Source organism: Thermosulfuriphilus sp. (genome assembly GCF_054026695.1).
Genome location: NZ_JBPMLP010000004.1, coordinates 17,571 through 30,499, shown reverse-complemented (window position 1 = coordinate 30,499; position 12,929 = coordinate 17,571). Strand labels below are relative to the sequence as shown.

The 12,929-nt window shown below is 52.5% G+C and carries 15 protein-coding genes; 7 read left to right on the top strand and 8 right to left on the bottom strand.

The window, feature by feature from the left end:
- Positions 1–2 precede the first annotated feature (2 nt).
- Positions 3–578, top strand: coding sequence for an SMC-Scp complex subunit ScpB (scpB, locus tag ACXJJX_RS00740; RefSeq protein WP_456430917.1), 576 nt, complete (start codon positions 3–5; stop codon positions 576–578).
- Here the strand turns inward: scpB and ACXJJX_RS00735 are convergent.
- Genes ACXJJX_RS00735 through polA form a run of 3 tightly spaced genes read right to left on the bottom strand, consistent with a single transcriptional unit; the run spans position 559 to position 5,021 of the window.
- Positions 559–1,650 (bottom strand): DUF763 domain-containing protein, encoded by a 1,092-nt coding sequence (locus tag ACXJJX_RS00735; protein ID WP_456430915.1) that lies wholly within the window; start codon positions 1,648–1,650, stop codon positions 559–561. The two genes, scpB and ACXJJX_RS00735, sit on opposite strands and share 20 nt — an antisense overlap.
- A complete protein-coding gene (locus ACXJJX_RS00730; RefSeq protein ID WP_456430913.1) occupies positions 1,650–2,339 on the bottom strand; it encodes a flagellar brake protein in 690 nt (229 codons plus the stop codon). The genes ACXJJX_RS00735 and ACXJJX_RS00730 overlap by 1 nt, the downstream gene beginning before the upstream one ends.
- A 15-nt stretch (positions 2,340–2,354) precedes the next feature.
- Positions 2,355–5,021: a DNA polymerase I gene (gene polA, locus ACXJJX_RS00725; protein ID WP_456430911.1), complete on the bottom strand. Its 2,667-nt coding sequence runs from the start codon at positions 5,019–5,021 to the stop codon at positions 2,355–2,357.
- Between the two features lie 70 nt (positions 5,022–5,091).
- Between polA and ACXJJX_RS00720 the strand changes: the two genes are divergently transcribed.
- The gene (locus tag ACXJJX_RS00720) at positions 5,092–6,393 is read left to right on the top strand and encodes an adenylosuccinate synthase (protein ID WP_456430909.1); all 1,302 of its coding nucleotides are present in this window, start codon (positions 5,092–5,094) and stop codon (positions 6,391–6,393) included.
- Here the strand turns inward: ACXJJX_RS00720 and ACXJJX_RS00715 are convergent.
- From ACXJJX_RS00715 to ACXJJX_RS00705, 3 genes are read right to left on the bottom strand one after another with little or no spacing between them, the layout of a single operon-like run.
- Positions 6,369–7,010 carry an endonuclease III domain-containing protein gene (locus ACXJJX_RS00715; RefSeq protein WP_456430907.1) on the bottom strand — a complete coding sequence of 214 codons (642 nt, stop codon included), beginning with the start codon at positions 7,008–7,010 and terminating at the stop codon, positions 6,369–6,371. The two genes, ACXJJX_RS00720 and ACXJJX_RS00715, sit on opposite strands and share 25 nt — an antisense overlap.
- A 12-nt stretch (positions 7,011–7,022) precedes the next feature.
- Positions 7,023–7,358 (bottom strand): hypothetical protein, encoded by a 336-nt coding sequence (locus ACXJJX_RS00710; RefSeq protein WP_456430905.1) that lies wholly within the window; start codon positions 7,356–7,358, stop codon positions 7,023–7,025.
- Between the two features lie 2 nt (positions 7,359–7,360).
- Positions 7,361–7,804, bottom strand: a complete 444-nt coding sequence (locus ACXJJX_RS00705) for a MarR family winged helix-turn-helix transcriptional regulator (RefSeq protein WP_456430903.1) — start codon at positions 7,802–7,804, stop codon at positions 7,361–7,363.
- A gap of 389 nt (positions 7,805–8,193) precedes the next feature.
- Here ACXJJX_RS00705 and ACXJJX_RS00700 point away from each other — a divergent pair, with 389 nt between their 5' ends.
- Genes ACXJJX_RS00700 through lgt form a run of 5 tightly spaced genes read left to right on the top strand, consistent with a single transcriptional unit; the run spans position 8,194 to position 11,184 of the window.
- Positions 8,194–8,790 (top strand): HNH endonuclease, encoded by a 597-nt coding sequence (locus ACXJJX_RS00700; RefSeq protein ID WP_456430901.1) that lies wholly within the window; start codon positions 8,194–8,196, stop codon positions 8,788–8,790.
- A 31-nt stretch (positions 8,791–8,821) separates the two neighbouring features.
- Positions 8,822–9,295 (top strand): flavin reductase family protein, encoded by a 474-nt coding sequence (locus ACXJJX_RS00695; RefSeq protein ID WP_456430899.1) that lies wholly within the window; start codon positions 8,822–8,824, stop codon positions 9,293–9,295.
- Between the two features lie 11 nt (positions 9,296–9,306).
- Positions 9,307–9,954, top strand: coding sequence for a tetratricopeptide repeat protein (locus tag ACXJJX_RS00690; protein ID WP_456430897.1), 648 nt, complete (start codon positions 9,307–9,309; stop codon positions 9,952–9,954).
- 9 nt (positions 9,955–9,963) lie between these two features.
- On the top strand, positions 9,964–10,353 hold the full coding sequence (locus ACXJJX_RS00685) for a DnaJ family domain-containing protein (protein ID WP_456430895.1): 390 nt from the start codon (positions 9,964–9,966) through the stop codon (positions 10,351–10,353).
- Positions 10,354–10,395: 42 nt separating this feature from the next.
- Positions 10,396–11,184, top strand: coding sequence for a prolipoprotein diacylglyceryl transferase (gene lgt, locus ACXJJX_RS00680; protein ID WP_456430893.1), 789 nt, complete (start codon positions 10,396–10,398; stop codon positions 11,182–11,184).
- Here the strand turns inward: lgt and ACXJJX_RS00675 are convergent.
- Positions 11,071–12,078, bottom strand: coding sequence for a GGDEF domain-containing protein (locus ACXJJX_RS00675; RefSeq protein ID WP_456430891.1), 1,008 nt, complete (start codon positions 12,076–12,078; stop codon positions 11,071–11,073). The two genes, lgt and ACXJJX_RS00675, sit on opposite strands and share 114 nt — an antisense overlap.
- Positions 12,078–12,929, bottom strand: a complete 852-nt coding sequence (locus ACXJJX_RS00670; protein WP_456430889.1) for an HDOD domain-containing protein — start codon at positions 12,927–12,929, stop codon at positions 12,078–12,080. The genes ACXJJX_RS00675 and ACXJJX_RS00670 overlap by 1 nt, the downstream gene beginning before the upstream one ends.

Genomic DNA, 12,929 nt, shown 5'->3' with positions numbered 1-12,929 from the left:
CAATGGCTGATTTTACCCAAGAGGAGCTAAAACGGGCCATTGAGGCCATCATCTTTGCTTCTGAAAGACCGCTGGGGCTGGATAGACTCGGTAAGATCTTCCCCCAAGTCTCCAAACAGACCCTAAGGTCTGCCCTCGAGGGGTTGATAAAAGACTACCAGGGCCGAGGAATCGAGATAAAAGAGGTGGCCGAAGGCTTTCGTTTCCAAACGGCAGCCGATCTCAAAGATCTCGTCATCCAGGCCCGACAAGCCACCCCAACTAAACTTTCCCGGGCGGCTATGGAAACCTTGGCCATCATCGCCTACAGACAGCCTATTACTCGGGCCGAGATCGAGGAAATCCGTGGGGTTGACAGCAGCGGCCCCCTTAAGGCCCTCTTAGAAAGGGGATTGATTAAGGTGGTCGGCCGCAAAGACGTCCTCGGACGCCCCCTCCTCTACGGAACAACCACCTATTTTCTGGAGGTCTTTGAACTTAAAAGTCTCTCTGAGCTTCCGAATCTCAAGGAGATCGAAGACCTCGAACGCCCAGGAGACTCCGATCTAGCCCCCCTCTTTAAGGTTGAAAAAGCCTGAGCTGGGAAAGACGCCTTAGGGCCTCCCTCCGCTCCCTGTCTCCCAAGCGGGCCCGGGTGAGAACGTCCTCAAGGAAGGCTGTAGTCTGATCGTAAATCTTCCGGTCTACCGGGAAGGGATGACCATCTTTGCCGCCGTGGGCAAAAGCATAGCGGGCCGGATCCCTCCGGGAGACAGAGACCCCATGGATGATTTCCGCCGTAAGGCTCAAAGCCCTCAAGGCCTTAGGCCCCAGGCCCTTTATAGAAAGAAGCCTTTCAAAGGTATGCGGTTGTTCTTCATAGGTCCTGATAAGGACCTTTTCTAGGCCTCGAGGCCAGAGATCAGCTAAGGAGAGATGGTGTCTAGCCGGAAGGTTAAGGGTTTTGATCCGCTTTAAGGCCCGGATATTGGCCTCGGGGTGCTCCCGGGCCAGGGCAAGTATACTTTTGCGGGCCGACTCTGATTCCCGGGCCACCAGATTAAGGGGGCGGGTTATCTCCTGGGCACAAATGGCCGCATGGGGCTCACAGGTAAAGTCCCGAACCCTTTCTCCCAGCCAGTGATAGCGCCGGGCAAAGGCGGTCGTCTCGTTCATTCCTTGTTGGACCACCGCCCAGAGACCACTTCGGGTGAAGAAAAAACTGTGATGGTAAAGGGTATAGCCGTCCTGGAGGGCAGTGTTGTCAACCTTGGCCGAAAGACGGCTAGCCTCAACAAGGCCCCTGAATTCCTGAGGTAGGGCCTCTTTGGCGCAAATGGTCTCGATCTCCAGAGGGGTCTTGCGGGAAGTGGCTCCTTTGCCCCCGCAAACAAAAAGGCCGACTTCCCGTCCGGCATCTTTTAAGGCCAGCTTTAAAGCTCCACAAACCGTAGTTGTGATCCCTGATGAATGCCAGTCAAAACCCAAAACACAGCCCAAAGCCTGAAACCAGAAAGGATCGGCCAGCCGGCGCAAGAACTCCTCCGGCCCATAGTCATCTACAATAAGGAAGACTATGGCCTGAGAGAGACGAACCATGCGTTCAAAGAGCCATCTTGGGGCCCGGCCGCCGTGAAGGGGCAGATTGGCCACTCCAAGCCGTCTGGCCATCACTGTTCCCGACGGAGCTTAAGGATTTCGATCTCCCGTTTACGAATATATTGGAGGAGGGGTTCCTCTTCCCTAGGGGAGATATGAAATTTAAGCCCCATAAGTCTTGCCCCTTCGACCTCGGCCGTACGGACAACCTCGGCCTTGGTCAGATAAATTGGGGGATGGGCCGTGGTCTCGTTTAGCCAGAGCTCAAGGGTGATCTCTTCAACAAAATCCCTCAATGGCACCTCCAAAGTGTAATCCATCAGGGCCATACCCCCAAGACAGATATCCTTAATGCGGCCCAAACCTTCCTTTCCCTTAAAATGATAGGTGGCCCTGGATTTACTGGGGACCTCAATTCGATAATATTCCCTTCTTTCCAGACGAAAGAGAAGCTCCGGATAGGCCAGAAGAAGCCCCTGTTGGTCCCGGCCGAGAAAGTGACTTTCAAAATGATGCCAGATATTACTGCTGTCCCTGAAGACCACCCGAAGCTTCTTGGATATGGGTTGCCATTTGGGCGGAACATCAAAAAGAAGCCCTTTGGGGCCGTGGTCTATAAGTACTGTGGGGCCGGAACGAAACCCAGGGGCCAGGATCTCAAACCAGAGCCCCTTCTCCCGGGCCTCCTCGAGAACAGAACGGATCAGATCAGAGTCATCCGTCTTCTCCAGCCCGTCTTCGGCCTTCCGCCAGTAAGCCAAGGAAACCTCCCTAAATCATTTGAGTTCGGCCCAATTCTTCCCCCAGGAGAGATTAACCTTCAGGGGAACCTTAAGGCTAAAGACCCCTTCCATGAGTTCCCTGATCCGTTCTTTTGCCTCAAGAATCTCCTCTTCGGGAACCTCAAACAGGAGCTCATCATGGACCTGGAGGATCATCCTGGCCCTCAATTCTCCCCTCTTTATGGCGCCATAGATATCTATCATGGCCAGCTTTATAATATCGGCCGCTGATCCCTGAATTGGAGTGTTTATGGCCGTCCGTTCTGCAAATTCTCGAGCCACCCGGTTCGGACTGACAATATCTGGTAGATACCTTTTTCGGCCCAAGACAGTGGCCACATAACCCTTCTGTCTGGCCTCAGCAACAATCTTCTGCATATAGTCTCTTACCCCGGGATATCTTTCAAAATAGCGCTCGATAAATGCTGCTGCCTCCCGACGGCCTATCTTAAGCTCTTTGGATAGACCATAAGGACTCATACCATAGACAATACCAAAGTTGATGGTCTTGGCCAGACGCCTCATCTCTGGAGTCACCATCTCTTGACTGACCCCAAAGATCTCCATCGCCGTCCGGGTGTGAATATCCTCCCCTCTCCTGAAGGCCTCAATGAGGGTCCTGTCTTCGGAATAATGGGCTAGGACTCGAAGATCAATCTGGGAGTAGTCTGCCGAAAGGAGAAGATAGCCTTCTTCTGGGACAAAGGCCCGCCTGATCTTGGCCCCCTCCTCGCCCCGGACAGGGATATTCTGGAGATTGGGCTCAGAGCTTGAAAGCCTCCCGGTTGCGGTCACCGTCTGGTTAAAGGAGGTGTGGAGTCGGCCGTCGGCAGGATTGACCATCTTGGGCAGGGCGTCCACATAGGTTGATTTGAGCTTACTTAGAGTTCGATACTCGAGAACCAAACGAGGGAGCTCATGGAGCTCTGCCAGTTCCTCAAGGACCTCTACATCGGTGGAGTAGCCGGTCTTCTTGCGGGTCTTCTTGAGGCGAGGAAGTCCCAGTTTGTCAAAGAGAATGGCTCCCAGACGCCGAGTAGAATTGATATTGAAGGCCTCTCCGGCCAGGGCGTGGATCCGGGCCTCAAGCTCAAGAAGCCGCCTCTCAAATTCGCGTGAAAGCCCCTGAAGATAGGCAAGGTCAATCTTTACGCCCATCATCTCCATCTCTGCCAAAACATATATAAGGGGGACCTCTACTTTTACAAAAAGCGGCCAGAGACCGTGTTCCTTAAGGAGGGGCCACATCTTTTGATAAAGTAGGTAGGTTACATGGGCGTCTTCACAGGCATAGACCTTGGCCGTCTCTACGTCTACATCGGCAAAGTCTTCTCCTTTACCCAAGGCCAGATCTTTATAAGAGACCATCTGGTGGCCCAGATACTCCTGGGCCAAGTCATCGAGGTTGTGAGCCCGGCGGATGGGATTCAACAGATAAGAGGCAACCATAGTGTCACCCTCAAGGCCCTTGATCTCAAGGCCCTGGCGCCTAAGGAGGATGAGATCGTATTTAATGTTTTGCCCCACCAGCCGGACCTTTTCATCTTCGATGAGATCTTTTAAGACCATAAGGACGGTCTTCAGATCCAGCTGGGGGCCACTTGTCAGCCCCCGGTGGCCTATAGGAACATAGTAGGCCTTTGGCGGCTCAAAACAAAAAGCCACCCCGACAATCTCGGCCCGGAGGGGATCTTTGTCTGTAGCCTCTATATCTATTACGACTGGAGAGTTTTTTCGGGCCTTAGCCACCAGACGACAAAGCTTCTCTTCATCTCGGATGAGCTGGTAGGCCTCGTAGGAGATAGTTTTTTCCGCAGGGAGCTCTTTGAGGAGACGGTTGAATTCAAACTCCCTGAAAAGAAAACGCAGACGTCCCCAATCAGGCTCCCCAAGAAGATAGTCCTCAAGGCTCAGGCTCACCGGAGCGTCGTCTCTCAAGCGAACAAGTTCCTTGGATAGACGGGCCAATTCGGCGTGGGTCTCGAGGAGCTCCCGAAGCCTTTTGCGAGGGATCCTTTCCTTTTGCTCAAGAAGGGCCTCCAGGGAGCCAAACTCCCTGATGAGTTTAAGGGCTGTCTTCTCACCGATACCCGGCACCCCGGGGATGTTATCTGAAGGGTCCCCGGTAAGAGCCATAACATCAAGGAGCCTCTCTGGGGGAATACCGAAGCGTCTCTTTACTGACTGCCGGTCATAGAGGACATCTTTCATAGGGTCCCAGAGGATGACCCTCTCACCGACAAGTTGCAGGAAGTCTTTGTCTCCAGAGACGATGACTACCGGATGATTAATCTTTCGGGCCAAGGTGGCAATGATATCATCGGCCTCGTAGCCTTCGATCTCCAAGATGGGAAGACCAAAGGCCTGACCGATCTCCTTGATGTAGGGAAGCTGGATAGCCAGATCTTCAGGCATCTCCGGCCGATTGGCCTTGTAGGCCGCAAACATTTCGTGTCGAAAGGTAGGCCCCTTGGCATCAAAAACCAGGGCCAGATAACGGGGTTTTCTTTCCCTAAGGATCTTCCAGACCATGTTGCTGAAGCCGAAGATGGCCTTGGTAGGGAGGCCTCGCCGGTTAGAGAGATGGCCCGATATAGCAAAATAGGCCCGGAAAACATACGAACTGGCATCAATCAGGTATAGGCGGTCGTTCTTATTCATTGTTTGACTTTTAGAATCCTATTAAGTATCTTCACTGGCCGGAAAAGTAAACCTGAAAGAGGAAAGACCCATGCCCAATGTCATTGTTGTTGGTACGCAGTGGGGAGACGAGGGGAAGGGAAAGATTGTCGATTTGCTGACCTCTGAGGCCCAGGTTATCGTCCGCTTCCAGGGGGGCAACAATGCTGGCCATACCCTGGTCGTCGGAGGCCAAAAATACATCCTCCACCTTATCCCCTCTGGAATCCTTAACTCTGATGAAAAGATTTGCCTTATCGGAAATGGGGTGGTGGTGGATCCGGAGGTCCTCATCGGCGAGATAGATGCTCTCAAGGAACGGGGTTATCCAGTTGGCCCAGGCAAACTTTATCTAAGCGAAAATGCTCATCTTATCATGCCCTATCATAAGGCCATTGATCACGGACGAGAGGCCCGCAAGGGTAAAAAGGCTATCGGGACCACCGGCCGGGGCATTGGCCCTTGTTATGAAGACAAGATTGCCAGGCGGGGAATCAAAGTAATAGATCTTCTCGACGAGACCATCTTCGCCGAAAAGCTCCGCGAGATCCTTGAAGAGAAGAATTTTTATCTAGAAAAGTTCCTCGGGGTAGCCCCCCTTGACTTTAATCAGATTTTTGAGAACTATCGGGCCTTTGGCCAAAGACTGGCCCCTTATGTGACCAATGTCTCCTTAAAACTGGCCGAGGCCATAAAAAATGGCCGGAGCATCCTCTTTGAAGGGGCCCAGGGAACCCAACTTGATATCGATCACGGCACATATCCCTTTGTGACCTCTTCCAATACCGTGGCCGGAGGGGCCTGCTGTGGGGCCGGGATAGGCCCGACTCAGATCGACTCTGTCCTTGGAATTTGCAAGGCTTACACCACCAGGGTCGGAGGGGGCCCCTTTCCCACCGAACTCACCGACGAGGTGGGAAATCACCTGCAACAGCAAGGGGCTGAATTCGGCTCAACCACTGGGCGTAAGCGCCGGTGTGGTTGGCTTGATGCTGTAGTCCTCAGGGAGGCCGTCCGCTTAAATGGGCTTACGGCCCTGGCCATCACCAAGCTAGACGTCCTCTCCGGACTCTCCACCCTCAAGATCTGCACGGCCTACAAGTGCGACGGTCAGATCTATGATCACATGCCGGCCAACATCAACCAGGTGGCCCAGGCTGCCCCAATCTACGAAGAACTTGAGGGTTGGTCAGAGGATATCTCTAGTGTGCGCTCATTTGAGGATCTACCACCAGCAGCCCAGGCTTATGTCCGCCGGATAGAAGAGATTGCCGGGGTCCCGGTCTGGATCATATCCGTAGGTGCGGCCCGGGAGGAGACCATCGTCATTCACCATCCATTTGCCGGACACTGAGGGCATTTCGGTCGAGATTTAAGGCAGTAGCCTTTGCCCAAGGCTACCAAAAGAGCGTGATACTCCTGATAAAGGGCCACATCTTGAGGCAGGCTCTCCATAAAGAGAGCCTGAAGCTCATCATAGGCGATCTCCTCAGGGGCTAGCAGGTGTCGGTGAAGGATCCTTTTGGTGTAGGCATCAACGACAAAGATGGGAAGGTCTCCGGCGTAAAGAAGGATTGAATCCGCGGTCTCAGGCCCGATTCCCGAAAGACCAAGAAGCTTATCCCTCAAGGCCAGCCCTTCGGCAAACATAGCCTTAAGATCCCCCTGCCAGCCTTGGAGGAGAAAATCCACAAAGTTTCGCAGTCTTCGGGCCTTAATATTGTAATAGCCGGCAGGTCGGATGAGGTAAGCCAAGCGGTCAAGAGGGATCCTCGCCAGGGCAGAGGGCTCAAGGAGACTCTGTTTTTTAAGGTTTTCGATAGCCCGCTCTACGTTTTGCCAATTGGTGTTCTGGGTGAGAATGGCCCCCACACAGACCTCAAAAGGGCTCTCCGCCGGCCACCAGCCCTGGGGACCAAAGTGATCGAGGAGTCGATCGTAGAGTTCTAAAAGCCGCTTCTTGAGATCCAAGGCTTCTTAAGGCTAATCAGAACGCACAAATACCAGATAAAAAAGAACCGAAAGGAATCCAACACCACCGGCCACAAAGAGGGCAATACTTTTAAGATCAGTCTGTCCCCCGGTATGGGGCAAAATATAGTAGATGAATCCCCAGAGGCCAAAGGCCCCGCAGATGACCCAAGCCAGGGCATAGGCCCGGCGCAAGAAAAGAAAGACCATAAGCAACAAGAGTGGACCCCAGTATTTGGGACTTGAGAACACTAAGAAAGGATCGGTACTTTTGAGGAAAGAAAGAATAGATTTGGTACTTAAGAGTTCGGCCAGACGGCTTAGATCTATGGAGGGAGAAGAGGCCATAGTCAATCTCGGGCTTCAAGATTCTCCCAGACGAGCATCAAGTAGTCTCTAAGTTTTTCCGACTCCTGTTCCGACATCCCCTGGATAGCTTTACTGCGAACAGTCTCCCCAACCTTTCTAAGCTGTTTTTCAAGCTCTCGACCCCGATTGGTAAGCACAATCCGGTAGGCCCGTCGGTCCTTGGGGGAAGGACGTCGCCTAACCAGACCAGCCTCTTCCAAACGATCGATAATCCGGACCAGGGTGGGACTTTCGATGTGAAGCTTCTGGGCCAGGGCACTCTGGGTAATACCATCCTGGTTGTAGAGCTTCATGAGCACACAGAACTGAGCCGTGGTCAACCCTAAGGGTTGGAGTAGTCGATCCACCTCCTTCTGGAAGGAACGATAGACTCGATTGGCTAGAAACCCCAAACATCTGTCCAGTGTGAATTCCGGCTTAGTCATGCCACAAAAATTAGCCTCTTAATTAGGCAATTGCAACTTTTTTTTATGGTCATGGTTGACGATCAAGCTTGTTCTCAGGCCATTATAGGCAATGACTTTTTTACTTTCTTAAGAATTTGTCCAAAAAGGGCCTAAAACGGAAAAAAGCTTTAACTATTTTAGGGATGATTAAGGAAAAAATCCAGTAAAAATTAAGAGTAAGGGTAAAGACTTCTATCTTAGCTAGAATATTAGGGATATTTATACTTATTCCCTCTTTTCAAGACTTTTCAATCAAAAAACAGCCCGATCTCCAGAAGACTCTGGACTCGGAAGCGGGTCCTTTAAAGTCTCAGCTGTGATTGACAAGTCAAAATTTATGGCTACAAATGAAAAGCTGGTGTGCAGAAATGGCTAAAAACGGAATCCTCTCCGATAAGGTTTTGGTCCTTAATCGCTATTATCAAGCCATCCAGATTACCACTGTCCTTAAGGCCATCTGTCAGCTGTTTAAGGGCAATGCCCGGGTAATCACTCCTGACTGGACCACCCACACCCTGGAGGAGTGGGTGGAGGCCTCGAGTTTTTATGACAATGGCCGTCTTATTCGGAGCCCCAGCCTGGCTATAATGGCCCCTGAGGCTATCATCCTCAATCGTTACGACCGTCTGCCGCGCTCGGAGGTGGTCTTCAGTCGGGCCAACCTCTTCATTCGTGACAACTTTACCTGCCAATACTGTGGGCGAAGTGTCCATACGGCCAAAGATCGGACCATTGACCACGTCATCCCCAAAAGCAGAGGGGGAAAGACTGTCTGGACTAATGTCGTCCTCTGTTGCCGGAAATGCAACCTCAAAAAAGGAGACCGGACCCCAGAGGAGGCAGGGATGAGGCTTTTGAAAAAACCCAAGGCCCCTCGCTGGCATCAGATCCTCCTTGAGGAGTTTCCAGAACACAAACGGATGGTCTGGAAAGATTTTCTAGAATTTGCCGGCCTGTTTCGTTAAGATCAGAAAAAAACTTCCTTCGGAGGTCTCCATGGGACAACAACAGCTCATCACCAGGGGAATCACCCAAGGAGTTTATGTGGTGACCGTCAGGGCCAAGGAGAGAATAAACGGCATGACTGCCGCCTGGGTAAGCCAAGTCTCCTTCAAACCGGCCTATTTGATGGTCGCCATTGCTCCCCAGCGTTACACCTATGATCTTATCAAGGAAAGTGGCTACTTTTGCATAAATGCCCTCAAGGAGGGCCAAGTAGATCTGGCCAAACACTTTGGTTTTAAGACCGGACGGAAGGAAGACAAATTCCAGGGGATCGACTATTTGAACGCCCTGAAGGGCTCCCCCGTCCTCAAGGAGGCCTTTGCCTATTTTGAATGTGAGCTGATCTCCACCTGCGAGGCCGGTGACCATACCCTTTTTGTCGGTGAAGTGGTTGATTGTGCCATCCAGGACGAAGAAGCCACCCCGCTCATCTTCCGCTGGGATGATTACTTTGGTTCCAGATAAAGGGGGCCATTATGGAAAAGGATGTTGCCACTGAAGGAGCACCTTCCTTCCACGACCGCTGGATCAGACTTGCCGAGAGATATTTTCGGGAGATAATCATTACCGTGGTGGTGCTCGTCATCGGAGCCGCCGCCTGGGGACTCTATCAACACCAGAAGGCCCAAAAGGAGGCCGAGGCCTCTTTAAGACTGACCACTGCCGGTGGGCAGACCAAAGAGGCCTATCAGGAGGCCCTGGCCAAACTTATCAAAGACCACCCCCAGACCGGGGCGGCTCTTCTGGCCCGAATAATGCTTGCCGACATGCATCGGGAGGCTGGAAAATCCCAACAGGCCCGAGAGCAACTCCAGGAGGCCCTGAAGAGGGCCCCCGAACCTCTTAAGCCTTTTTTGTCACTGGGCATCGGCTACTCTTTTGAAGACGAGGAAGCCTACCACCAGGCAGCCCTTCATTACCAGGAGGCTGTTTCCGCCAAGGTGGGCATCGAGGAGGTTGTTTATCTTGATCTAGCACGGGTAAATGAGGCTGCCGGCAATCTTGAGTCGGCCCTTTCAGCCTACGAGAAACTCCTGGCCCGCAAACCTTTTGGTGAACGTCTTTTCTTTGTGGAGGCCCGGCTGGCCGAACTCCTGGAGAAAACTAAAAAGGAGGAACCTTAAAACTCACCTATGGGCATCCTGCAGATCTTTGAAAGGATTGCCGAACGCCGGATCCAAGAGGCCATGGAACGGGGAGAATTCGAAAACCTTGAAGGAAAAGGCAAACCTCTAGCCCTAGAAGATCTCTCTCACGTGCCTGAAGAACTCCGGATGGCCTACAAGATTCTCAAAAATGCTGGCTATCTTCCTCCAGAGATCCAGCTGATGAAGGAGATCAAGACCACCGAGGATCTCCTTGACCACCTGGAGGATGAGGGAACCAAATACCGCCAGATCAAAAAACTAAACTTCATGATCACCAAACTGAACATGATGCGGCGGCGACCAATTAACCTGGAGAAAGAACAGCTTTATTATGAGAAAATAGTAGCTAAGGTAAAGGTCCGCAAACACCGCTGATTCCTGCCTTGACAAGTCTCCGACCAGTGGCACCCTGTAATCATGCTCCCCTACCCTAAGATCGATCCGGAGATCCTGCGCATTGGTCCGCTTTCTATCCGCTGGTATGGCCTGATGTATGTGGTAGGCTTTTCAGTAGCCTACCTGATGGTCAAAAGAGAACTTCTTCGACTGGGCCGCTCAGGGCTTATACCAAGGCTTGACTCTCTTCTCTTCTATCTGGTCTTGGGCCTTATCGCCGGAGCCAGACTGGGCTATGTCCTCTTTTACAACCTGGATTACTATCTTAAGCACCCCCTAGAGATACCGGCCACATGGCACGGAGGGATGTCCTTTCATGGAGGACTTCTGGGGGCGGTTCTTGCCGGAGTAATCTGGTGCCGACGGCACCGGGAGGATTTCTTCTTCTGGGCCGATCGTTTCGTCCTCCCCGCCCCTATTGGTCTCGGCCTGGGACGAATTGCCAACTTTATAAACGGTGAGCTCTACGGCCGGGTAACCCAAGTCCCATGGGCTATGGTCTTTCCTCAAGGAGGCCCTCTCCCTCGCCATCCTTCCCAACTCTATGAGGCCTTCCTCGAAGGACCGGTTCTCCTGTCAATCATGTGGGTCTTGCGGAAAAAGGACTGGCCTTCGGGGGTAAGATTGGGAGTCTTTTTGATCAGCTACGCTGGACTGAGATTCTTTGTAGAGTTCTTTCGGGAGCCAGATCCTCAGCTAGGCTTTGTCCTCGGACCTCTGACCATGGGCCAGATCCTCAGCCTGATCATGTTCTTTGCCGGAGTCTTTCTCCTCAAGTGGCGCTTGACGGCGGTCAACAAGGTAGGTTGAGCCGGGGATCTTCTTCACGGCTTTCTTTATCTGGGCGGCCACAGTAGCCACCTCACCATAGTGAGAATAACGTCCCGGCGTATTGGCCACAATAGCAATGGATATACTCGGCAAGCCAAAACGGCGGATGTTACCTTGACGATCACGAGAGACAAACTCCCCGGCCTCAAGATCCTCCTCGTCTACAAAGAGCTTGATGAGGGCATCAAAGTGTTTGATGACCTCCTGAGCCACATCTTCGGCCACCTTAAGGGGACAGATGAATACAAAATCATCACCACCGACATGGCCCACAAAGCTTGCCCCCGGGGCCTTCTCGTTGATGACGTTGACCAGAATGCGGGCCAACATCCTGATAACCTCGTCTCCCCGGGCAAAGCCATAGCGATCATTGTAGGGTTTGAAATTATCGATGTCCACGTAGCCAATAGCCACCGGGCGGCCAGCCTCAACGGCCTCCTGGATGGCCTTAAGGATGGAGGAGTTGCCCGGAAGTTTGGTCAGGGGGTTGTTGTCAGCCACCCGATGAGAACGGGCAAAGGCCAGCTCCACCCGGTTGAGCAGGTGCTCTACGGCACATTCCCGGCAGATGAAATCATCCACCGGATAGGCGTTCCAGTCGATACCCCGGGAGACATCGGCCTCGTTGACCACCAGAATTATGGGCAAAAGAGCCAACTGGAGATTATTCTTTAGGGCCTTGATGACCTCAACCTCCAGACCTTCGGAAAGGCCCTTCTCAATGATAAGGAGATCAGGGGGATCGTTAAAAAGGGCCTCGACAGCAGTTTGAAGATCGGATTTTACAGCCAACTGATAGCCTTTGGCCTCCAGAAGAAGGCGATCCTCGGGGCGACGCAGATAATCCTCAGCGATAACACTTATCCTGGCCATCAGAGGGCCTGCATCTCCAAGGTAAAGGTTTTGAGCTCGGCCAGCCGTTCATCAAGCTCGGTCAGAATCTCCTTGAGCTCCTCTCGGCTAAATTTGAGCTCCTCCCAGGCAGAAGGACTCAAGGGGGGCACGAAGGGATCACCACTGAAACCGTAGCCCAGCCCTTTAATAAGGATATCGGAGAGATGAACGATGGCCGCTACCTCGGGAAATTGCTTGGCCGCATCTGGTTGGTGATGGCAGGAGATGGGTTCCACCAAACGGTCTGGCAGGTTCCATTGCCGGGTCAACCAACCACCAATGGTGGCATGCTCTACCCCCAGAATCTTTCTTTCTGCCTCGGAAAAATAGAGCCCCTCTTGTCTGACCAAGGCGGTTATCCTGTCGTAGTCTTCCCGGAATTCCGTCCGGATGACCACCTTGCCCAGATCGTGGATAAGAGCCGCTGTGGAGACCTCTTCCGGATCTTTAATCCCTCGCTTGCGGGCCATTATCCCCGCCGCCGCCGCACAGCCAAGCGAATGCTCCCAAAGGCCGACATCTTCGCTCTGCATGGTCTCAAAAATAGAAGAGGTGATAATCAGGGTCTTGATGACATTGAAGCCCAGAAGCACTATGGCATTGGCCACCGTGGAGATCCTTTTGGGGAAGCCAAAAAAAGCCGAATTGACCATCTTTAAGAGCTTGCTGGTAAGAACCTGATCCTTCTCGATAACCGCCCCCAGCTGGACAGCAGTGGTCTTCTCGTCGGCGACCATCTTGGTCAACTTGGTAATGATGGTCGGCAAGGTGGGGAGGGATTGAAGGCTCTTGAGCCTCTTTTTGATCTCTGACTTTTTCTCTTCCATCAT

Bases quoted from the DNA above. Each gene is read 5' to 3' on its own strand.
- polA (WP_456430911.1), bottom strand. From the start codon at position 5,021: ATGAATAAGAACGACCGCCTATACCTGATTGATGCCAGTTCGTATGTT.
- ACXJJX_RS00690 (WP_456430897.1), top strand. From the start codon at position 9,307: ATGGAAAAGGATGTTGCCACTGAAGGAGCACCTTCCTTCCACGACCGC.
- ACXJJX_RS00685 (WP_456430895.1), top strand. From the start codon at position 9,964: ATGGGCATCCTGCAGATCTTTGAAAGGATTGCCGAACGCCGGATCCAA.
- ACXJJX_RS00705 (WP_456430903.1), bottom strand. From the start codon at position 7,804: ATGACTAAGCCGGAATTCACACTGGACAGATGTTTGGGGTTTCTAGCC.
- scpB (WP_456430917.1), top strand. From the start codon at position 3: ATGGCTGATTTTACCCAAGAGGAGCTAAAACGGGCCATTGAGGCCATC.
- ACXJJX_RS00695 (WP_456430899.1), top strand. From the start codon at position 8,822: ATGGGACAACAACAGCTCATCACCAGGGGAATCACCCAAGGAGTTTAT.
- ACXJJX_RS00720 (WP_456430909.1), top strand. From the start codon at position 5,092: ATGCCCAATGTCATTGTTGTTGGTACGCAGTGGGGAGACGAGGGGAAG.
- ACXJJX_RS00700 (WP_456430901.1), top strand. From the start codon at position 8,194: ATGGCTAAAAACGGAATCCTCTCCGATAAGGTTTTGGTCCTTAATCGC.
- ACXJJX_RS00735 (WP_456430915.1), bottom strand. From the start codon at position 1,650: ATGGCCAGACGGCTTGGAGTGGCCAATCTGCCCCTTCACGGCGGCCGG.
- ACXJJX_RS00675 (WP_456430891.1), bottom strand. From the start codon at position 12,078: ATGGCCAGGATAAGTGTTATCGCTGAGGATTATCTGCGTCGCCCCGAG.
- ACXJJX_RS00670 (WP_456430889.1), bottom strand. From the start codon at position 12,929: ATGATGGAAGAGAAAAAGTCAGAGATCAAAAAGAGGCTCAAGAGCCTT.
- lgt (WP_456430893.1), top strand. From the start codon at position 10,396: ATGCTCCCCTACCCTAAGATCGATCCGGAGATCCTGCGCATTGGTCCG.
- ACXJJX_RS00710 (WP_456430905.1), bottom strand. From the start codon at position 7,358: ATGGCCTCTTCTCCCTCCATAGATCTAAGCCGTCTGGCCGAACTCTTA.